Source organism: Shewanella loihica PV-4 (assembly GCF_000016065.1).
Classification (GTDB): domain Bacteria; phylum Pseudomonadota; class Gammaproteobacteria; order Enterobacterales; family Shewanellaceae; genus Shewanella; species Shewanella loihica.
In genome coordinates this window covers 2,611,805-2,632,312 of sequence record NC_009092.1, presented here as the reverse complement: position 1 = coordinate 2,632,312, position 20,508 = coordinate 2,611,805, and the positions used below count along the sequence as shown (strand labels likewise).

Here is a 20,508-nt window from a genome sequence, read left to right as displayed (position 1 = left end):
ACTATACTCCTTGGCCGCTGCTTAATTGGGCATCTTGGGTCAGGTAGGTCAATGTCTGGGTCAGCAACTGGCTGCCGAGCGTGGTCAAGATAGACTCTGGGTGGAACTGAAAGCCTACCGCCTTGACGCTCTTGTGGGAGATGGCCATGGGCATCTCCTCCGTGGTGGCGATCACCTCGAGGCAGTCGGGCACCTGCGTTGCCACCAGGCTGTGGTAGCGGGCGACGGGGAGCGGCGAGGGCAGGCCGGCAAAGATCCCCTGGCAGTTGTGAATAGTCGGGCTGGCCTTGCCATGGACCACCTGCTTGGCGCGCTCCACCTTGCCGCCGAAGTGTTCGATCATCGCCTGGTGGCCCAAACAGATCCCCAGCATAGGCACCTTGCCAGCTAACAGGCCGATGAGCGCCATCAGGCAGCCCGCCTCATGGGGCGCTCCCGGGCCGGGGGATAATACCAGCGCCGCCTTGCCTTGCTCTTGCAGTAGCTTGTCGGCGATAAACTGGGCATCTAAGTCGTTGCGGTAGATCACCACCTCGAAGCCCAAGCTGCGGAACTGATCCACCAGGTTGTAGGTAAAAGAGTCGAAATTATCCAGTAGGTAGAGCTTCATTGTCCGCCTCCCATCTTGATGGCTGATATGACCGCCTGGGCCTTCTGGCGGGTCTCGTCGGCTTCGGCCTGGGGATCTGAGTCATACACCACGCCCGCGCCAGCTTGAATATGCGCCGTACCCTCTTTAACGAAGGCGGAGCGGATCACTATGCAGGTGTCCATGTCACCAAGGCCGTTGAGATAGCCCACCGCGCCGCCATAGCTGCCGCGGCGTGTCTTTTCGGCGCCGCGAATAAGCTGGGCCGCGCTCACCTTGGGCGCACCGGTAAGGGTGCCCATATTCATGCAGGCCTGATAGGCGTGCAGGGCATCGAGGTCGGATCTAAGCTGGCCGGTGACCCTACTGACCAGGTGCATCACATGGGAGTAGCGATCCACTTTCAGCAGCTCGGCCACCTTGCGGGTGCCGCTCTGGCTGATGCGGGCCACATCGTTGCGGGCCAAGTCCACCAACATCAAATGTTCGGACAGCTCTTTCTTGTCCAGACGCAGTTCCAGCTCGATGCGGCTGTCGAGATCGAAATCGATCTCGCCGCTCGCAGTCTTGCCGCGCTTGCGGGTACCGGCGATGGGGTAGATCTCCACCTGGTTGGTGCTGGCCTCATATTTGAGGGCGCTCTCGGGTGAGGCACCAAACAGGGTAAAGTCATCACCTCTGAAGTAGAACATGTAGGGGCTGGGATTGGTCAGTCTCAGGGCGCGGTAGGCGCCCAGGGCATTCGGGCAAGGCAGGCTGAAGCTGCGCGATGGCACCACCTGAAAGATATCGCCGGCGACGATATGAGACTTAAGATCTGTCACTATGTTCTTAAACTCATCATCTGACACATTAACCTGGGTCTCGGCATCCACAGGGCAGAGCGGGGCGATATCGGGAAGGCTGCTACAGGCCTGGTGCAGCTGGGTGACTCGCTCGGCCAATGCCGCCTTAACTTCTGCCTGTTGGGTAAAGTTATGGCTGATGATATCGGCGCTGCGCGCTTGGTGATCGACCAGGATCAGGGTTTCGGCCAGATAGAAGAGGTAATCAGGGCAGGTATTGGCGCTCTGACTCACCTTGGGGAGCGGCTCTACCGTGTCGATAAGATCGAACGCCAGCACGCCGCCGAGGAACAGGCTCTCAAACTGGGCATCATCGCCCATGTCGATATGCTTTATCAGGCTGCGCAGGCCATCGAGCGGTGAGGTAGATTTTAATCTGGCATCTTCATCCAGGAGGGAGGTGTCTTTTTGCAGGCCTAAGGTCAACGCCTTGCCATCGACTAAGTTTTCATCTTCGCCGAAGAAGCAGGCGATGGGGACCAGCAGCGCCTGACCATTGTCGCTCAGCGCGGTGAAGCTGAGTTGGTAACCTTCACAACGTATGGCCAGGGCGGCGTGGGTCATGATGATGCTTTTAAGGTGGTCCTTACTGTCGATTTCAGCCGACTCCAGCAACATGGTATGTGCCGCATCCTGCGTCAGGTGCTGATACAGCTGGAGAGGATCATCATGATAGGTGATCCGCTCCTTTATCGTGTTGACGCTGGCCAGAAACTCTTGCCCCATATTTGCGCTCCTACTTGCCGATATTGGACTAACTTGTTTATATATTTGGGTTAGTCGTTTATAAATCTATTAATAAAATTAGGCGATTAAATGCAAAAAGCCCGCATCGAGTGCGGGCTTTTTGTTTAAATCTTGTCTCTTTTACATGAGCACAGAAATTCACACCACCCGCTATGTTGGGAAGTGCCACCACCAGTTGATGTTGTTGAATAGCTGCGTCGTCATTTCAGTGTCTATCTCATGTAAAGGTAAAATCTTGTTGATGGCTATATAAAAACATCCCCCCCGCAGCCTTGTCAATTGAATATTTTTCTATTTGGCTGTTATTTAGCACTTTAAGATCACAATCTGTAGTGATTACCGAGGAGATTTAACGAATCTCATGCAATTTCGTCCATTTTCATCCAATTAGATGTTTCTAATAACAAAGTCGAGTAGAATAAAGGGATGACAGATGAAACGCGTTTAATCGATCTTCACAGCCACACCACGGCATCCGACGGCCAGTTAACCCCGTCAGAATTAGTGGCCCGTGCCCTGGATAATGGGGTGCAGATGCTGGCCATTACCGATCACGATACCTTAGCCGGTCTTAAGGAAGCCCACAGCTTCAACGACAGTCAAGCAGAGCCTCTAACTCTGATTAACGGCTGCGAGATCTCTACCCGCTGGAATAACTTCGATATTCATATCGTCGCCTTGAATATTGACCCTGAACATCAGGGGCTGGATACCTTCCTGACCCAGCAGAGGGCCTTGCGTGAGGCGCGGGCGATGGAGATAGGCGTGCGCCTGGAGAAGGCGGGCATCAGCGGCGCCTATGAAGGGGCTAAGGCGTTAGCCGAAGGTGCTGCGCTGAGTCGTGGCCATTATGCACGCTGGCTGGCGGACAACGGCTATGCTACCAATGCTGCCGCCGTGTTCAAGAAATACCTGGCCCGGGGCAAGACAGGCTATGTGCCAAACAATTGGTCTGACATGGAAACCGCTATCGCCATCATTCATGAGGCGGGCGGCGTCGCCGTGCTGGCACATCCTAGCGGCTACAAGTTGTCGGCCAAATGGTTAAAGCGTTTGGTGCGTGAATTTAAGGCCGCCGGTGGCGATGCCATGGAAGTGGTGCTGGGGCAGCAGACCCTGGACGATCGTAACAACTTAATAGCCTTGAGTCGGCTAAATGAACTGCATGCCTCGCTGGGAAGCGATTTTCATTTTCCCGGTAGCTGGCTCGAGTTAGGTAGAAATATGTTCCAACCCCAAGGTGTCGATTGGGTGTGGCAAATGGATAATTGGATGGGAAACCCATGAGTCAATTTTTTTATGTACATGAGGAAAATCCTCAGGTTCGTCTGATTAATCAGGCGGTCAATGTGATCAAGCAGGGCGGAGTCGTGGTCTATCCCACAGACTCTGGCTATGCCCTAGGTTGTCTGCTGGGTGAGAAAGATGCGATGACCCGCATAGTGCGTATTCGTCAGATTGAGAACGACCATAACTTCTCGCTGATGGTGCGTGATCAGTCTGAGCTGGCAACCTATGCCAGGGTGGATAACCAGGCTTACCGCGTGCTTAAGCACAACACCCCTGGTCCTTTTACCTTCATCTTCAAGGCCACCAAAGAGGTGCCTAAGCGCCTACAGAACCCGAAGAAGAAGACTATTGGTATTCGCGTGCCAGACAATGTGATTGCCCTGGCGCTGCTTGAGGCGCTCGATGCACCGCTGATGTCTACCAGTCTTATCCTGCCGGGTGAAGAGTTTACCGAGTCAGATCCCGAGCATATCCGTGACATCCTCGAGCATCAGGTAGACGTGATTATTCATGGCGGTTATCTGGGTGAGAAACCGACTACGGTTATCGATCTCTCAGAGGGCGATATCGAGATCTTACGTGAAGGTGCAGGTGATGTTAGCCAGTTTGGCTAAAGCCCTGTCTATTGGTCAAATTTGCAGGTATAATCGCGCGTTTGGTGTCGATTAGCCTCGCCAGAAACCGGTGATTATTCGCCCTAAATGGCGGTAATTTATCGTTATTATCTAACCTTTAGCCTGTGGCAGGCAAATGCCTGTCTGCTGACTTGGAGAGCGGATGCAGGGGACTCAGCAAAGTTTACCTTTGGCCGTGGTCAGGGGCGAGCCCGTTAAGGAGCTGCCGGCGGATCTCTTTATTCCGCCCGAGGCGCTAGAGGTGTTTCTCGAGTCTTTCGAAGGCCCGCTGGATCTGCTGCTCTATCTGATCCGTAAGCAGAAACTGGATGTGGTCGAGATGGCCATTGCGCCGGTGACGGATCAATATCTTGAGTATATCGAGCTGTTGCAGGGGGCCAGGGTGGAACTAGCCGCCGACTATCTGGTGATGGCCGCCACCCTGGCCGAGATCAAGTCGCGCCTCTTGCTGCCAAGACCCGAACTTGCAGAGGAAGATGAGGCCGATCCCCGTGCCCAGCTGATCAGACAGCTTAAGGCCTACGAGGTGATTAAAGACGCGCAGCAAAGGCTAGATGCCTTGCCGCGACTCGAGCGAGATGTGTTTCAGGCTAAGGTGTTGCCGGCGCCTGATATCAAGCCTGTGTTAGTGCCGCCGTCTGTTTCTCTAGTGGAGTTGGCCGGTGCCTTTGCCGCCGTGTTAAAGCGGGTCGAGGCCACAGAGCATCACCATGTGCAGCGTGAGCATCTGTCGACACGGGAACGCATGACGCAAATATTGGCTATGCTAGAAGGCAAGTCCTATGTGCCTTTTGAGCAGCTATTTGATGTTTCTGAGGGGCGAGCTGGCGTGGTGGTGAGCTTTCTTGCGCTGATGGAGCTGGTGAAAGAGCTTTTGGTCGATCTGATCCAGGCGCAGCCGCTGTCGACCATACATGTTAGGGCCTATTGATTGTCGAGTAAGAAACTGCAAATAAATCCGGATCAGCTCAAACAGCTGATTGAAGCCAGTCTGTTTGTGATGGCTAGGACTGTCTCTATCAAGCACCTAAATGAGAGTGTGCTGGCCAACTTTAGCGTCTCCCGCGCCAAAGTGAAGGCGGCCATTGAGGAGTTGCAGCAGGATTATCAGGGGCGCGGCATAGAGTTAGTCAAGGTGGCGGGCGGATATCGTTTTCAGTCCATCGAGACCTTGAGCCCTTATTTGCAGCCTCTGTGGCAGGAGAAGGCGCCGCGCTATTCGCGAGCGACGCTGGAAACGCTGGCGGTGATCGCCTATCGTCAGCCGGTTACTCGTGCCGATATTGAGTTTGTTCGTGGTGTGGCGGTGGGAAGCCACATCATAAAGAGTCTATCCGATAGACATTGGATTAAGATAATCGGTCATAAAGAGGTACCGGGCAGGCCCGCGCTCTATGCGACCACAAATGAATTTTTAGCCTATTTTGGCTTGGACAGGATAGCGGACCTTCCTCCCTTATCCGATGCCGAGTCACTAGCGGCGCTGTTTGGACAAACCCAGGCGGTCGACTCGACCCCTGACAACACAGCGCCTCAAACCGATGAAGAGTCTACTAATGAGTGAAAAATTGCAGAAAGTCTTGGCCCGTGCAGGCCATGGCTCCCGTCGTGAGATGGAGGCATGGATTGCTGCAGGTCGAGTTAGTATAGACGGTGAAATTGCCAAACTTGGTGATCGTATCGAGGCCGATGCCAAGGTGCGTATCGATGGTCGTACGGTATCTATTAAGTCGGAAGACGACTTGGTGTGCCGTGTGATCGCCTATCACAAGCCTGAAGGGGAGATCTGCAGCCGCAAAGATCCCGAAGGGCGCCCGACGGTATTCGACCGTCTGCCTAAGACCCGAGATTCTCGCTGGGTTGCGGTAGGTCGTCTGGATATCAACACCTCAGGCTTGTTGCTGTTTACCTCTGACGGTGAGCTGGCCAACCGCCTGATGCACCCGTCTCATGAGGTGGAGCGTGAATACGCCGTGCGCACCTTTGGAGAGGTGACCGATGCCTGCATTCAGCGTCTGCGCAGCGGCGTAACCTTGGAAGATGGCCCGGCGCATTTCGATAAGATAAAGCCAGCCGGTGGCGAGGGCATGAATAAATGGTGGCATGTGTCGCTGGCCGAAGGCCGTAACCGTGAGGTTCGCCGCCTGTGGGAATCACAGGAAGTGCAGGTGAGCCGCCTGATCCGTATTCGCTACGGCATGATAGATCTGCCTAAATCCCTGCCTCGAGGTGGTTGGGTCGAGCTGCCAATTGAGCAGGTGAACTATCTGCGTAAGCTGGCCGGCATGGATGAGGAGACGCGCACCCTGCTGGGTACAGACAAACACAGTGTGGCCCGCGCCAAGGTGAAAAGCGCCAAGATCCGCCGCGCCGTGCGTAAGCACAAGACCACAGCGGGTAAAACGCCGCGTCAACGCAGCTAAAAAAGTGTGTAGTAAAAGCCGCCTCGTGCGGCTTTTTTTATGCCTTTTTCTAGTGTTGCCTAAGGAAGGTGCGAACAAGTCGTCGCAAAGCCCCGCAGGGCGAGGCTTACAGTGGTATTTACTGCGTTACAGTTCTTGCGAAGGACTAGGACCATTCGCTGCAAACTGTGCCTTGCATCTACCCACTTTAAGCACACGCAGAGCAAGCACGGGACTTATTCGCACCTTCCCTAAGCCTCACAGACTTGAGTCATCTGTCGTCGTCAGCCATGATGAAGCTTATTAGCTTCAGGAAGCGCAAGATGAAATTATGCTCAGTCACCAAAATATGGGATAAGTCGGCTCACAATGCCTTTACCGATCTTGCTCTCTATCGCGGCAAGCTCTATTGCGTATTCAGGGAAGCCAGTGCCCATGTGTCACCTGATGGCGCGCTGCGGATCCTATGCACCGATAATGATGGACAAGACTGGCATAGTGTTGCCCTCATCGAGGCCGATTTTGCCGACCTTAGGGACGGTAAACTGGTGATCGAGGGGGATAGCCTGTTTCTGTTTGGCGGCGCCGCTATGCATGAGGGCAAGGGTGAGGGCATGCGCTCTTACTGCTGGCAGTCTGATGATGGGATACATTGGTCTGCGCCAAGGGCGCTGGTGAAAGAGAGAGAGTGGCTGTGGCGCATCACGCCCCACAAGGGCTACTTCTATGGCATAGCCTATTATTGTCATGAACATGATGGCTATGCGGCGCTGTATAAGAGTGACGCTAATACCGATTTTTATCCCCTGGTGGAGAAGCTTAGTCAGGCCGGTTATGTCAATGAGTCTGGTTTAGTGTTCGACGAGGAAGACAAAGCCATCTGTCTGCTGCGCCGGGATCCACTGTGGCTGACCGATGAGCGTGCATTGCTGGGCGAGTCAGCGCCTCCATATACCCAGTGGCATTGGCAAACGGCGAATTGCCGCGTAGGGGGACCCGTAACCTTTCTCTATCAAGGTCAGCTTTATGGCGTGGTGCGCCTCTATGATGGTCGTGTGCGTACCGCTCTGGTGGCGATCGACAGACAAAGCGCGCAAATAGCGGAGTTGCTCACCCTGCCTTCGGGCGGCGACACCAGTTATGCCGGTGTCGTGCTCAGTGACAATATCTTGATGGTCAGTTATTACTCCTCCCACGAAGGCGACTGCGCCATTTATTTCGCTAAAATTGCCCTTTAACCTATTTAAGACCGAGTGAGACATCATTTGGTCTTTATCACTTCTGTATTTTCGCATTTTGTTTAGTCAAATATCCTGAATGTCAATTCTTTCTAATTCTGTGGATTTTTAATTTATTTTTAAGGTAAAGGTTAAGGTGCGTAATAGATAAATTTTAATGTTTTTGTTGTTAAAATTGTTGTTTACCATTTCTTACTATCGAGATACATTATTTTACATTGTTACTTTTGTGGTTGTTTTTTATATTTAATTGATCTTTCGTTAAACTATTAAACATATTTGGTACAGACGTATTAATTTGTATCGTCTGATTGTTTTTTCATTTTTACATTTTCTGATAATCCTGGCTGTTATGAAAACTCGTTGTAAATCAAGTGTGTGTGTTGTTTTTGGCGGTTGAGGGTTATCGGTTTTTATTATCGAGTTGTATCAATGTTTATCATTGTGGTTATTTTCATGTTAACTGCGTTGACTTATTTTATCTTTTTTCACAATATCTTCACCGAAGGACATTCTTCTTATTTTAAAAATAAAAAATAAATTAATGATCGAAACTCAGATTGTCTGGTTTCGTATTGTGAGGGAAACATATGAACTCTTTGACCTTAACAGCAAAAGCGGTTCGCGTAGGCTTATTTGCCGCCGCGACATCTAGCATTGCATTTTCTGGTATCGCAATTGCTGAAGAGCAAAGCGATAAAGTTGAACGCATCGAAGTAACTGGTTCGCGTATTAAGCAAGTTGATATGGAGACTTCGTCTCCTGTGACTGTATTAAGTGCGGCAGATATCGCGTTGACCGGTGAAAAAACTGTTGCCGACGTATTGAATAACTCTTCTATCAACGCCTTTGGTTCTTGGCGTGGTACTTCGGGTTATGGTTCGGGTGCGAGTGCGACTTCAACAGTCAACATGCGTGGTTTAGGTTCTCAGGCTACCTTGGTATTGCTTGATGGCCGTCGTATGCCTGGTACCAGCTCTAGCTCGGGTGCCGAGGCAGATACATCTCAGATTCCACTAGCAATCGTTGAACGTATCGAGATCCTACGTGATGGTGCATCTGCAGTTTATGGCTCAGACGCCGTAGCAGGTGTAATTAACATCATTACCAAGAAAGAGTTTGATGGATTCCAAGTCGACTTCAGCACAGAGCAGCCTAGCGTAGAAGGCGGTGATGCCAATCGTTTCTCTATTGCGGCTGGCTTCAACTCTGAGAAAGGTAATGTGACTTTTACCTATGAGTACTATGACACTAAGGCTGTGATGGACCGTGACATCTGGAACATGGATGATCCTAGCTATGGTGACTACAGCTCTTTTAGCTCTGTGCCGAATGGCTATTATAACACCGGCGAGAAAGATGCCGATGGCGATGATATCTATGCATTCTACTCAAACTCTGAGATGTGTGCCGATACCGATAACGTTGCCGATACCACAGATGGTCAGAACAATGGTCGCTGTCTATACAGCTATGGCGCGGTAACCAAGCTATTTGGCGACATGACCCGCAACTCTTTCATGACCAACTTTAACTATGACATCACGGATAACATTCGCTTCCGTGGTCGTGGTACCGCATCTTTGAGCGAAACCAACACACGTTATGCCGGTACACCTGTATCGACTAACTATCCTGTGATGAGCGCGGATAACCAATATAACCCAACGGGTAAGGACATGACGCTGTACATGCGCTCTGTTCAGATTGGTGAGCGTGACACCCTAACAGAAACAAACAGTTTCGACATTCTAGGTGGCTTCGTAGGCTATGCCGACGTGGGTAATGGTATCGATTGGGAGCTGAACGCACAGCACTCTGCGTCGACCACTAACGCCTTTAACTACAACCTGATCAACGACAACATCATTCAGAGCGAGATCGATACTGGCAACTATGATGTCTTCAATACCTCGGGTATGAGCTATGCAGAGTGGGAGCAGCAGATGACTGCACTCTATTCTGCCGCAAACCACACTGGTGTATACCAAGGTAAGTTCGACAGCACGCAGATCGACGGCCTTGCCAGCACCATGCTGTATGAACAAGGTGATTTCTCATTGGCCATCGTAGGTGGTTTAGAGTATGAGATGATCAACTTCAAGCAAACCTCTGATCCAGAGTCGGCTTCTGGCATTATCTCTGGTGGTTCGGGTGGTGACGATGTTGATGCTGAGCGTACACGTCAGTCTGCCTATACCGAAATCCAGATGGCACTGCCTGCCAACTTCGAACTGTCAGCGGCGCTACGTTATGAGCGTTATGAGCAGGAAGGTACCTTGACGGGTGCAGAAGGTCAGGTGACTAACTCTTCTACATTCGATGCCGTTGTACCTAAGTTTGGTTTGAGCTGGCGCCCTGTCGATTCGTTGCTGCTTCGTGCTAGCTACGGTGATTCATTCCGCGCACCAAATATGGGTGAGATGTTCTCGTCGCAATCTCTGAGTTTCGAGAAAGCCTACGATTCGGTTTGGTGTGAAGCCAACAACAATTCTGACGCCAACTACTGTGCTACAGGTAACCAGCACAAGACTTGGTTTGGTGGTAACCCGAATCTAGAAGCGGAAGAGGGTAACTCACTGACATTGGGTGGCGTCTGGAACGTGACCGATGCGTGGAGTGTTGAACTATCATATTACTCAATCACTTATGACAACAAAATTGAAGCCGTTAGCGCATCAGACGTGATCCGTGATGAGAAGATCAACGGTGGCTCTGACTTCGTGACTCGTGGCCCAGACGGTAAGATTGAGTACCTTGAAAGTGGTTATGTGAACAAGGCATCGCTGGAAACGTCTGGTTTTGACTTTGCTTCTTCATACAACTTCGAGACAGGCTTCGGTGACTTCAACCTTAAGCTAGATGTTACTCACATCCTCGACTTTAAAGAGCAGGCCGATGCCGAATCTGAGAAGATCGATTACTCAGGTACGCAAGACTATCCTGATTGGCGTGGTAACTTCGCCGCGGCTTGGTACTACAACGATTTCAGCGCGGCTTGGACAACCGTGTATATCGGTAGTCAGTCAGGTGCAATGTGGCGCGACCTTGGTTACGACTACATCATCGACACACCAAGCTACTTCAAGCATAACTTCCAGGTGGGTTATACCCATGATTGGAACGGTACTATCACAGTGGGTGTGAACAACCTGTTCGACGAAAAAGCACCGACTTGGTATGACTATGCGGGTTATCGCGATGTGAACACCAACCTATACGATGTATTGGGTCGTACCTTCTATCTGCGTATTAACCAGAAGTTCTAAATCGTTATTCACCCTCCCTGTGACTTAACGATAAAAGCCTCCTGATTCAGGAGGCTTTTTTATGGGGGTTATTAAGTGGACTGTCTTTTAAATTAGTTGTCGACTGGCGCGGCTATCGTGACTGGCGTGATTAATTCGGCTGACGCGACAAGCTCACTAATTCAATTGGCGCGATTGAGCGAACTGCTCGATTAGCAAGCAGCCCGCTTAGGGATGTGTGCTTAGTGTGTGAGCCTGAGCTCGTGCCTGTGTTCGTGGGCGTAATCGGCGGCGCATTGGGTGCAGCGCTGCTCGAGCGGATTGGCGTTGAGCCGCTCGGCTTCGATATCGGCCTCACAGTCTGAGCACAAGCCGTAGAGACCCAGATCCAGCTGGCACAGCGCCGCATCGAGTTGGGTCAGTTTGATAAATAAGGGCTCGTCGGCCAGTTTGGCCGCGGTCATCTCGTCGATGAGGGAGGTCAGCGAGAGTTGCTGGGTATCGAGTGTTATTTGATGTAATGCCAGCAGGGTACCTAACTCTTTCCTGAGATTCGCTTCAAGCACCGACAGTTCATGTCTGATATGGGATCTGCTCACAAATCATTGCCTAGTTGATATTCTTAGATAATCAGTCTAAACCGCTTGGGCGTATTGGCTATGACTAAGATCAAAAGTCGGTGACTTTTATGGTGAATCGCGTTGAGGGATGTGAAGATCAGACCAGTTAAGGCGCGACCAGACTGGCTATTTGTCGCGCCTTGAGATAGGGAAGGCTTGAAGGTTAGCAGTGCCTGATGCCCTGAAGCATCATAGAGCCTACAGATGCTACCGTCAGGCACAAGTATCTTGCTAGCAACTGCGTAGCAGGGACAAGATGCTCTGGGTATCTTTCAGTACGCGTACCTGGCGGAACAGGGCTTCGCCCTCCTCATAGTGGCGGGCGATAAACCTCAGCCACTGTTTGATGCGCGCCGGATAGTACTTCTCTTTCTCGCTGACTATCTCAAATTCTGAATATTGCAGCAGCAGCGCCAGCACCTCGGGCCAGGGCATGGGCGTCTGCTCGCCTTTTACTACGTGGGCCAGGTTGGGGATGGTCAGGGCACCGCGGCCGAGCATGACATCATCACAGCCGCTGGCCTCGCGGCATTTGAGGTAATCTTCTCTGCCCCAGATCTCGCCGTTGGCGATGATGGGCAGGCGAGTGACAGATTTTATCTGCGCGATATATTCCCAGTGCGCCGGCGGTCGGTAGGCTTCCTCTTTGGTGCGGGCGTGCACCGTCAGTTCGGTGGCGCCGGCCGCCTCGATAGCCTGGGCGATTTCTGTGCAGCGGCTCTTGTCATCCCACCCCAGGCGGATCTTGGCCGACACTGGCTTGTCCTTGGGCACCGCCTGCCTCACGGCCTGGGTTACCCGGTAGATGGTTTCGGGCTCTTTTAACAGCGCCGCGCCGCCCTTGCTGCGATTAACCATAGGGGCAGGGCAGCCATAGTTAAGGTCGACGCCGCGAGAACCGAGCTCGACGGCGCGAATGGCATTCTCGGCCATCCAGTTAGGCTCCTGCCCCAGCAATTGCAGGCGCACCGGAGTGCCCGAGGCGGTTCTGCATTGGTACTTAAGCTCGGCGCAGAGTCGGTAGAAGACTTTTTCCGGCAGTAATTGATCGACGACACGAATAAATTCGCTGATCACCATGTCATAGCCACCAACGCTGGTTAGCAGGGCTCGCATCGGGGCGTCGGCAACGCCTTCCATCGGGGCTAAGATGACACGCATGATTCTCGTTTTCTCATTAATTCAAGGCGCAGAGCCTAAAAAGGTGAACCTGTCGGCCATGGTGTACGTACTGCTTGAGTACTGCATTGCCAGGCAGGGTAAAAGGGCGCTTATTCTACGTCAAGCGCCTGGCAGATACAAAGCCTGTGTGCGTGCGGGAAGGTGTGGGGATAACGGCTCTGCCCAGCCAAACTTATGAGTCAGATGCGAGTATCTTTTGTTGTCTATGACTGGCTTATCGATTTCTAGTCAATAAAGACTTGAGATCAATCGATTACTGCTGTTTAGATGCTTGCACTAACACATAATTTGGGTCATAAATGTGATGCCTGATAAGTTTTTTGAAATAAAAATCTAGGGGGCCGGGTCATATTATCCGAGCCAGCAACGCACTGATGTTGGCAAACCATTGCATATAAGAGATCAACAAAGGAAGAGATTATGAAATTAGTTAAGAATACTGCTGTTGCTGTAGCGTTAGGCACTGTGTTTGTTGGTAGCGCGTTTGCGGCGCAGGCTCAAGCTAATCCGTTTGGTTACAGTGAAATGCAAGCTGGTTACCAGATCGCCGATGGCGAAGGTAAGTGTGGCGAAGGCAAGTGCGGCGAGAACATGAAGAAAGGCGCCAAAGAAGGTAAGTGCGGCGAGAACATGAAAGCCAAAGAGGGTAAATGTGGCGAAGGCATGAAGAAAGGCGCCAAAGAAGGTAAGTGTGGCGAAGGTAAATGCGGCGCCCAGATGAAGGCCCATAAAGAGGGTAAGTGCGGCGAAAACATGAAAGCCAAAGAAGGTAAGTGTGGCGAGAACATGAAGGCCAAAGAGGGCAAGTGCGGCGAAGATATGAAGAAGGGCAAAGAAGGCAAGTGTGGCGGCCATAAGTAATAGGCCTTAAGGCAATTGCCCATGTCGATTAGGCCAGTGAATACTGGCCTAATTCTTTTTACATAAGGTAAATGCGTCAATTTGTTCACTAGAGGTGGAGTGATGATGACACAAGCTAAGGTGGGGCTCGGCCTGCGCCGCGAGATGCTAGATGAGTTTTGCCAGTCTGTCCCCGGTGCCATCGATTTTTTCGAGGTGGCGCCCGAGAACTGGATGACACTTGGTGGTAAGTTTGGCCGTCAATTTAGGCAGTTAACCGAGAAGCACAAGTTTTTCTGCCACGGACTGTCGCTCTCTATCGGTGGCCCAGAGCCCCTAGATACGCGTTTCGTTAAGCAGATTAAAACCTTTCTAGACCATCACGACATAGAGATCTATTCGGAGCACTTAAGTTACTGTTCGGGCAAGGGCCATCTGTATGACTTGATGCCAATCCCCTTTACTGATGAGGCGGTGCGCCACGTGGCAAGGCGTATTGAGCAGGTACAGGATATCTTAGAGCGTCCCTTTATTCTGGAAAACGTATCCTTTTACGCCTCGCCCGCGAGCGAGATGAGCGAGTGTGAGTTTGTCAGCGCCGTGCTTGAAGAGGCAGATTGTCGCCTGCTGCTGGATGTGAACAACATCTATGTTAACTCGATCAATCATCAATATGACGCCGAAGCCTTCTTAAGGGCCATGCCCAGCGAGCGTATCGCCTACCTGCATATTGCCGGTCATTACGATGAGGCGGAAGATCTTAAGGTCGATACCCATGGCAGCGAGGTGATCGACCCCGTCTGGCGTTTGTTAGCGATCTGTTATCAGACCCATGGTGTGTTTCCAACCTTGCTCGAGCGTGACTTTAATATTCCTGCCACCCATGAGTTGCTCAAAGAGATCAACAAGATACATGGCTATCAGACCAAGGCATTACAGCCCAGCCATCGGAGCGCCTAGATGAGTTTTACCCAAGTCCAGCAGTCGTTTATCGATTACATCAAAGACCCTTCATCGCCCCTGCCTCAGGGGACGGACGAAAGGCGTATGGGGATCTATCGCGAATTGTTTTTTAATAATGTGAAGGGGTTTGTCGCCAGTGGTTTTCCCGTGCTCTGCTCCTTGTATGAAGAAGATGACTGGCAGGCGCTGGTGCAGCAGTTTTTTGTGACCCATGATTGTCAGACGCCGATCTTTATCGAAATCGCCCAGGAGTTTTTGCTGTTCTTGCAAAACGAGTATCAGCTGAGCGAGCAAGATCCCGCCTTCATGCTAGAGCTGGCTCACTACGAATGGTTGGAGCTGGTGGTGGCTACGGCGCCCGATGACAGACAATCGCAAAGTATTGACGAGCAAAGCCTGGAAACCCAGCCCCTGGGGTTAAGCTTGGCCGCCAGGGTGGCCCAATACCATTTTGAGGTGCAGCGCATTAGCCCCGACTATCGCCCCGAGGCGCCTAGCGAGCAGCCAAACTTTTTCTGTATCTACCGGGATGCTGACGATGAAGTCTGTTTCTTGCAGCTTAATCCGCTTACGGCACAGGTGCTGGCCTATATCGAGCAGCAAGATGGTGTGGAGTTTGCTGCGCTATGTGACTGGATTGCAGCCCTTTATCAGCAGATGCCGAGGCCTCAGATAGTAGAGGGTTGTCGGCAGTTGCTGCTGGATATGGCTCAGCGGGGCATAGTGGTCGCCGCGAGATAAAATTTGTCCAATTAGGCCTTTCTATCGTGCTGGCTTGTCACTATAATGGCGGCAAAAATTGATCTAGATCAATAAAAGTTGTCAATCATGAGTGAGGAAAGTATGAGTCAGCCGTTTAAAGACCCGTTTAATTTTGTTTATTTTCTTGGTTTCTTGCTGGTAATGATGTTGCCTACGCTGCCAGCTACCCTGTCATGGTTGAAACACCTAAACCTGATCTCTTAAGCATTAGCCTTAAGCGGTTAAGCAACTAGCTTAGCGGGCTAAGTCGGGTATACTAACCACTCATTCTTGAGTGGTTTTTTTATGCGAGGAATTCATGGTTATCAAGCGGGGCTTCTATCTACTCCTAGGCCTTAGCAGTCTGTTTCTCGGCCTGCTTGGCATTGCCCTTCCGCTACTGCCGACCGTGCCTTTTATCTTGCTGGCGGCCTTTTGTTTTGCCCGCTCGAGTTCGCGCCTGCATGACTGGCTGATGACCCACCCTTGGTTTGCCGATGCGCTGCAGAACTGGCATAGCGAGCGCGCCATTCGCCGTGGCTTGAAGCGCAAGGCCTATATCGCCACCTGTTTAAGTTTTAGCGTGAGTATCATCTTGGTGCCGCTGCTTTGGGTGAAGTTGATGCTACTGGCCATGTTAACAGGCTTGCTGCTTTATCTCAGGCAAATTCCCGAATTAGACGACTGATTGTGAACTTAGGTTGTGAACCTTGGCGGTGAGTTTGGTTAAGCTTTGTGACATTCGCTGTTGCAACCCATATCAAAGGAGCTTAAGCTTTAGCCGAAAATTCTAGTCAAAACTGGCCCTATGGCCAGTTTGTCCTTTTTAAGGGCTCAAACGAAAAAGATGGTAGTAATGAATACAGACAAGTTAGCCTTGATCAAGCAGAGCATTAAGACAATTCCAGATTATCCGAAACCAGGGATCATGTTTCGCGATGTAACCAGTTTAATGGAAGACCCAGCGGCCTATCAGGCGACGATTGCCCTGTTTGTTGAGCGCTATAAAGATCTTGGCGTGACCAAAGTGGTGGGCACAGAGGCGCGTGGCTTCCTTTTCGGCGCGCCGCTGGCGTTAGAGTTGGGCGTAGGTTTCGTGCCTGTGCGTAAGCCGGGTAAACTGCCCCGCGAAACCATTTCTGAGAGTTATGAGCTGGAATATGGCCATGACATGCTGGAGATCCACACGGATGCCATTAAGCCGGGCGACAAGGTATTAGTTGTCGACGATCTGCTGGCTACAGGCGGCACTATCGAAGCGACAGTAAAGCTTATCCGTCAGTTGGGCGGCGAGGTTGAGCATGCGGCATTTGTGATCTCTCTGCCAGAGCTTGGCGGCGAGCATCGTCTAGCCGAGATGGGTCTTTCTCTGATGACCCTGTGTGAGTTTGAAGGCGAGTAATTCCGTCTAATTGATCGCTCATGTCGATTATATAAGTGCCGTGGCTATGCCGCGGCATTTTGCTATCTGGGCATCTGTGATGTTAGGCGATGAGATATGTGAGCCTGCTGTCTGTCCCATGCGGCTGATGGGTGAGGGCGATGGCTAACATTGCCTTGTCAACTCGCTAAAGACTGGCTAAAGAGTGGCTCATGATGGCTTAGCATTAGGCCTCATCTGGGCGGGCAAAGCGGGTGATAGGTTAAACATGAAGCAAGCTGGCTTAACAAAGATAAATTAAGGCGCGCTAAGCGCTTAGCTTGCTAGCGAGATGGACCTTGGCATGTTATTGTTTGCTGATTAATGAAGTGTGCTTCGTACTAGTTACCAACCTTGGGGAGTTCCATGTCATATCAGGTGTTAGCCAGAAAATGGCGCCCTGCAACATTTGAGCAAGTTGTCGGTCAGTCACATGTGCTGCATGCCCTAACCAATGCCTTATCGCAAAACCGTCTACATCATGCCTATCTGTTTACCGGTACCCGAGGGGTAGGTAAGACGAGTCTGGCTAGGCTATTTGCCAAGGGACTGAACTGTGAGCAAGGGGTAACGGCCACGCCCTGTGGCCAGTGTGCCAGCTGTGTCGAGATCGCCCAGGGGCGATTTGTCGATCTTATCGAGGTGGATGCCGCGTCGCGCACCAAGGTTGACGATACCCGCGAGTTGCTGGACAACGTTCAGTATCGCCCCACGCGCGGCCGCTTCAAGGTGTATCTTATCGATGAGGTGCACATGCTCTCGCGCAGCAGCTTCAATGCGCTGTTGAAGACGCTGGAAGAGCCCCCAGAGCATGTTAAGTTCTTGCTGGCGACCACAGATCCCCAGCGCCTGCCCGTCACCGTACTCTCCCGCTGTCTGCAATTTAACCTTAAGAGTCTGACACTTGACGAGATCTGCGTGCAGCTTGGCCACATCCTGGCTCAGGAGCAGGTGGGGTATGATGATGGCGCGGTAAAACTACTCGCCAAGGCGGCCAACGGCAGTATGCGTGACGCCTTGAGTCTAACGGATCAGGCTATAGCCTTCGGCGCAGGTCAAGTCAGGCTCACTCAGGTGCAGACCATGCTGGGCACCATAGATGAGCATCATGTGATTGTCTTGCTCAAAGCCCTGTGCGATGGCGACGTGGATCTGCTCATGAAGGTGACTGGGGATGTTTTATCCTTCGGCGCCGATCCCCATGAGGTGCTGCGCAGCCTGCTGGAATTGCTGCATCAGATCACCTTGACCCAGTTTGCACCCAGCGCCGCTCAGCTGTCGCAATATGCCGAGCAGATCAAGGCCTTCGCCAAACAGCTAAGGCCCGAGCAGGTACAGCTCTATTATCAACTATTGCTAAACGGTCGGCAGGATCTGCCCCATGCGCCCGACCCTAAGTCAGGCCTGGAGATGGCGCTGCTGCGCGCCATCGCTTTCGTGCCCGAGGCGCCTGTGCAACGCTGGATGGGCGAGGCCGGCAGCGAGATCCTCTTGCCTGACACTCCCTTACCAGAACTGGGCAAGGGTGAAGATGTTGCGCCAACCTCTGCTAGGCCAGATGGAACAGTTAAGCCGGTGAAACCTGCTGAGTCTGTGCTAAACAGTCAGGCGGAAGCCGAGGTTGAAGACAAGGCCGAGGTTGAAGAAAAAGCTAAGGTCGAGGCCAGCAATGAAGCAAGTGTGGCAATGTTGTCCGATGCGCAAGCGTCCACTGCTGAGCAGACGAACAAGTTAAGCGATACTGACGGCCCATTTGAAGCGAATTTAGTTGCAGTGGATTTAGTTGAAGCTGATTCGACAGAAAAGGATGCGCTTGAAGAGGATGAGGGTGCACTCGATCTGTTTGCCGAGCAGCAGCTGATCTTGAGCCAGGCCCAAAGCAAAGGGCACAGCCCTGAGCTTAGCGCTGAGCTTAGCACTAACCATAGTCCTGAGCCTAGCCCTGAGCCTGAATCTAGCCCTGAGCCGAGCCCGCAAGAAACAAGCTCGGCAAATAAAAGTCCCGTAAGCGAAGCATCTGCCGAGTCTAAAGTGGATGCGTCGACGAGTGCTGCGACAGCACAGGGCGGTGAAGCGGCTCTGTCAACCGAGCCAAAAATGCCGGCAGAAAGCGTCGAGCAAACAGCTTCAATAGCCGAGCAAGCCAGTTCGTCAGCAGACGAGAGTGGCAGTTTTTACGATGACCTCTATTTCAGTTCAGATGACGATGAGTCTGGCGACCCAAGCGACTATGAAGCCTACCTAGCCTATCAGCAGGGACAGGATAGTCAGGCATCTGGCGATATCTCTTCCTCTGCGGCGACAAGGCCTGTTGACAACAGTGCCCAGGTTAGTAGCGCTCCGGTAAATGAAAATGCACCACTTGGCGGTTTGACTCCCGATACTGGATTGGCAAGTGAAGACACCACGCCCAACCTGTTAGAAGATGATCTGCTCGACGCCGTATTGAATGCGCGTCAGAGCCTGCTTAGCGATCTTGAGGAAGATGCGGCTAAGGAGGACGCGGCTAAGGAGAGCGCATCAAAAAAGCCCCTAGTCGGCGCTAAGAAGCCTGGGGCTAACCAGGCTCAAGCGAGTAGCGAACAGCAGGCGGGCGAAGAGAATAAGTCTGGCGCAGAGCCTTATGTGCCGCCCAAACGGCCAGAGCAAGCAGCCCTGAGCGTAGAAACAGCCCCGAGCGGAGAAGCAACTTCTCAGAGCTTTGGTGAGACAGCCCAGAACGCTCAAGATAATGCCTTGATCGTCGAAGCTGTCTCGAACACGGCTGTGACGAACGAGGCTGGGAAGACTGAGCATGGGACGAAAGCGCCTGAGACGCAGCACAATTATTCTGCGCAGCAGCCTAATGCGTACCTAAATGATGAAGACAGGCCGCCTTGGGTGTCGCCAGAGCCGAGCCTGCAGGCAGTTACCGCACCAAGTGATGAAGTGCCTAATCTTGCTGGGCAAGTCGATACTCAATCTGAGTCACACGCCCGCGCCGATGCAGCTGCTCAGATAGAACAAGGCTTGGATGAACTCAGCTTGGAGGACCAAAGCTTGGATGACCAAAGCTTGGATGACCAAAGCTTGGATGACCAAAGCTCGGAGGACCTCAACTCGGATGACCAAGGCTCAAATGAAAGCGGTGCTTTCGGCAATCATCCCGTCCAGAGTCCTGCAGCGCAGGAAGTGTCGGCACCTTCAGCCGTCACTGAGCCCGTCAGCCAGACGACACAAGTGGCCTTTGTGGCCGATGAGATCACAGGGCACGATACGGATCTTAAATGGTATCGCTTGATGTCGGCGCTGGAGATCGGCGGCCGGGTAAGACAGCTGGCGGTCAACGCCGTATGTAAGGCCTTTAGTGAGCCTCTGCCTTTGGTGCTTAAGCCCAATCAGAAGCACCTGGCGGCGCCAGGCGCCATCAGTCAGCTCGAAGATGCCTTGTCTAAGGCGTTAGGCGGCAGCTGCCAGGTGGCGTTTAGCGTCGGGGTCGAGCCTGAGCGTGAGACACCGCTAGAGATCCGTCAGCGATTCCATCGCGAACTGCTCGAGCAGGCGCATCAGGGGTTATTGCAAGATGAAAACATTCAATGGCTGACACAGGTGATGCAGGCAGAGATGGAGCCAGACAGCTTAAGTTATCTGCCGGAGCTGCTGGGTAAGCGGGGCCAGACGATAGCACTTATCGATAAGTCGAACTTTGTGGCGACAGAGGAGTCTTAACTCACGCGAGTTATCGCTTACATGAGCGATAGCTTGAGTC

At 52.1% G+C, this 20,508-nt stretch carries 17 protein-coding genes; 13 read left to right on the top strand and 4 right to left on the bottom strand.

All coding sequences use genetic code 11. The features are described 5' to 3' along the window. Nucleotide 1: 1 nt before the first annotated feature. Both SHEW_RS11665 and SHEW_RS11660 read right to left on the bottom strand, forming a co-directional pair. Nucleotides 2–610, bottom strand: a complete 609-nt coding sequence (locus SHEW_RS11665) for an aminodeoxychorismate/anthranilate synthase component II (protein WP_011866050.1) — start codon at nt 608–610, stop codon at nt 2–4. Beyond that, on the bottom strand, nt 607–2,160 hold the full coding sequence (locus SHEW_RS11660) for an anthranilate synthase component 1 (protein ID WP_011866049.1): 1,554 nt from the start codon (nt 2,158–2,160) through the stop codon (nt 607–609). Before SHEW_RS11660 ends, SHEW_RS11665 begins: the two co-directional genes overlap by 4 nt. 447 nt (nt 2,161–2,607) lie before the next feature. Between SHEW_RS11660 and rnm the strand changes: the two genes are divergently transcribed. From rnm to SHEW_RS11625, 7 genes are all read left to right on the top strand, one after another. Continuing rightward, nucleotides 2,608–3,468: an RNase RNM gene (gene rnm / locus SHEW_RS11655; protein ID WP_011866048.1), complete on the top strand. Its 861-nt coding sequence runs from the start codon at nt 2,608–2,610 to the stop codon at nt 3,466–3,468. Beyond that, nucleotides 3,465–4,085, top strand: a complete 621-nt coding sequence (locus SHEW_RS11650) for an L-threonylcarbamoyladenylate synthase (RefSeq protein ID WP_011866047.1) — start codon at nt 3,465–3,467, stop codon at nt 4,083–4,085. Before rnm ends, SHEW_RS11650 begins: the two co-directional genes overlap by 4 nt. 163 nt (nt 4,086–4,248) lie before the next feature. Then, entirely contained in the window at nt 4,249–5,037 is a 789-nt protein-coding gene (locus SHEW_RS11645) for a segregation and condensation protein A (RefSeq protein WP_011866046.1), read from the top strand. 15 nt (nt 5,038–5,052) lie between these two features. Next, on the top strand, nt 5,053–5,670 hold the full coding sequence (scpB, locus tag SHEW_RS11640; RefSeq protein ID WP_041407221.1) for an SMC-Scp complex subunit ScpB: 618 nt from the start codon (nt 5,053–5,055) through the stop codon (nt 5,668–5,670). Further along, nucleotides 5,663–6,529: a 23S rRNA pseudouridine(2605) synthase RluB gene (rluB, locus tag SHEW_RS11635; RefSeq protein ID WP_041406648.1), complete on the top strand. Its 867-nt coding sequence runs from the start codon at nt 5,663–5,665 to the stop codon at nt 6,527–6,529. The genes scpB and rluB overlap by 8 nt, the downstream gene beginning before the upstream one ends. Before the next feature lie 302 nt (nt 6,530–6,831). Beyond that, nucleotides 6,832–7,746: a hypothetical protein gene (locus SHEW_RS11630; protein ID WP_011866043.1), complete on the top strand. Its 915-nt coding sequence runs from the start codon at nt 6,832–6,834 to the stop codon at nt 7,744–7,746. Nucleotides 7,747–8,336: 590 nt separating this feature from the next. Then, entirely contained in the window at nt 8,337–11,015 is a 2,679-nt protein-coding gene (locus SHEW_RS11625) for a TonB-dependent receptor (protein ID WP_011866042.1), read from the top strand. 221 nt (nt 11,016–11,236) lie between these two features. Here SHEW_RS11625 and SHEW_RS11620 read toward each other — a convergent pair whose 3' ends face one another. Together SHEW_RS11620 and dusC are read right to left on the bottom strand one after the other, a co-directional pair. Further along, nucleotides 11,237–11,593, bottom strand: a complete 357-nt coding sequence (locus SHEW_RS11620; protein ID WP_011866041.1) for a TraR/DksA family transcriptional regulator — start codon at nt 11,591–11,593, stop codon at nt 11,237–11,239. Between the two features lie 252 nt (nt 11,594–11,845). Next, nucleotides 11,846–12,775, bottom strand: a complete 930-nt coding sequence (gene dusC, locus SHEW_RS11615) for a tRNA dihydrouridine(16) synthase DusC (RefSeq protein WP_011866040.1) — start codon at nt 12,773–12,775, stop codon at nt 11,846–11,848. 441 nt (nt 12,776–13,216) lie between these two features. Here dusC and SHEW_RS11605 point away from each other — a divergent pair, with 441 nt between their 5' ends. From SHEW_RS11605 to dnaX, 6 genes are all read left to right on the top strand, one after another. Beyond that, nucleotides 13,217–13,657, top strand: coding sequence for an HvfA family oxazolone/thioamide-modified RiPP metallophore (locus SHEW_RS11605; protein WP_011866039.1), 441 nt, complete (start codon nt 13,217–13,219; stop codon nt 13,655–13,657). Between the two features lie 102 nt (nt 13,658–13,759). Then, nucleotides 13,760–14,596, top strand: coding sequence for an HvfB family MNIO-type RiPP peptide maturase (locus SHEW_RS11600; protein ID WP_011866038.1), 837 nt, complete (start codon nt 13,760–13,762; stop codon nt 14,594–14,596). Continuing rightward, a complete protein-coding gene (locus tag SHEW_RS11595; protein WP_011866037.1) occupies nt 14,597–15,340 on the top strand; it encodes an HvfC family RiPP maturation protein in 744 nt (247 codons plus the stop codon). Between the two features lie 319 nt (nt 15,341–15,659). Then, the gene (locus SHEW_RS11590) at nt 15,660–16,028 is read left to right on the top strand and encodes a YbaN family protein (protein ID WP_011866035.1); all 369 of its coding nucleotides are present in this window, start codon (nt 15,660–15,662) and stop codon (nt 16,026–16,028) included. Between the two features lie 159 nt (nt 16,029–16,187). Next, entirely contained in the window at nt 16,188–16,742 is a 555-nt protein-coding gene (gene apt / locus SHEW_RS11585) for an adenine phosphoribosyltransferase (protein WP_083764354.1), read from the top strand. 384 nt (nt 16,743–17,126) lie between these two features. Next, nucleotides 17,127–20,468: a DNA polymerase III subunit gamma/tau gene (gene dnaX, locus SHEW_RS11580; RefSeq protein ID WP_011866033.1), complete on the top strand. Its 3,342-nt coding sequence runs from the start codon at nt 17,127–17,129 to the stop codon at nt 20,466–20,468. The last annotated feature ends 40 nt before the right edge of the window (nt 20,469–20,508 follow it).

What these genes read in the sequence shown, in the direction of transcription:
- SHEW_RS11650 (WP_011866047.1), top strand. Translation starts at nt 3,465, where the DNA reads ATGAGTCAATTTTTTTATGTACATGAGGAAAATCCTCAGGTTCGTCTG.
- SHEW_RS11605 (WP_011866039.1), top strand. Translation starts at nt 13,217, where the DNA reads ATGAAATTAGTTAAGAATACTGCTGTTGCTGTAGCGTTAGGCACTGTG.
- SHEW_RS11625 (WP_011866042.1), top strand. Translation starts at nt 8,337, where the DNA reads ATGAACTCTTTGACCTTAACAGCAAAAGCGGTTCGCGTAGGCTTATTT.
- SHEW_RS11630 (WP_011866043.1), top strand. Translation starts at nt 6,832, where the DNA reads ATGAAATTATGCTCAGTCACCAAAATATGGGATAAGTCGGCTCACAAT.
- apt (WP_083764354.1), top strand. Translation starts at nt 16,188, where the DNA reads ATGGTAGTAATGAATACAGACAAGTTAGCCTTGATCAAGCAGAGCATT.
- rnm (WP_011866048.1), top strand. Translation starts at nt 2,608, where the DNA reads ATGACAGATGAAACGCGTTTAATCGATCTTCACAGCCACACCACGGCA.
- SHEW_RS11590 (WP_011866035.1), top strand. Translation starts at nt 15,660, where the DNA reads ATGGTTATCAAGCGGGGCTTCTATCTACTCCTAGGCCTTAGCAGTCTG.
- dnaX (WP_011866033.1), top strand. Translation starts at nt 17,127, where the DNA reads ATGTCATATCAGGTGTTAGCCAGAAAATGGCGCCCTGCAACATTTGAG.
- SHEW_RS11645 (WP_011866046.1), top strand. Translation starts at nt 4,249, where the DNA reads ATGCAGGGGACTCAGCAAAGTTTACCTTTGGCCGTGGTCAGGGGCGAG.
- rluB (WP_041406648.1), top strand. Translation starts at nt 5,663, where the DNA reads ATGAGTGAAAAATTGCAGAAAGTCTTGGCCCGTGCAGGCCATGGCTCC.
- SHEW_RS11595 (WP_011866037.1), top strand. Translation starts at nt 14,597, where the DNA reads ATGAGTTTTACCCAAGTCCAGCAGTCGTTTATCGATTACATCAAAGAC.
- SHEW_RS11665 (WP_011866050.1), bottom strand. Translation starts at nt 610, where the DNA reads ATGAAGCTCTACCTACTGGATAATTTCGACTCTTTTACCTACAACCTG.
- SHEW_RS11660 (WP_011866049.1), bottom strand. Translation starts at nt 2,160, where the DNA reads ATGGGGCAAGAGTTTCTGGCCAGCGTCAACACGATAAAGGAGCGGATC.
- SHEW_RS11600 (WP_011866038.1), top strand. Translation starts at nt 13,760, where the DNA reads ATGATGACACAAGCTAAGGTGGGGCTCGGCCTGCGCCGCGAGATGCTA.
- dusC (WP_011866040.1), bottom strand. Translation starts at nt 12,775, where the DNA reads ATGCGTGTCATCTTAGCCCCGATGGAAGGCGTTGCCGACGCCCCGATG.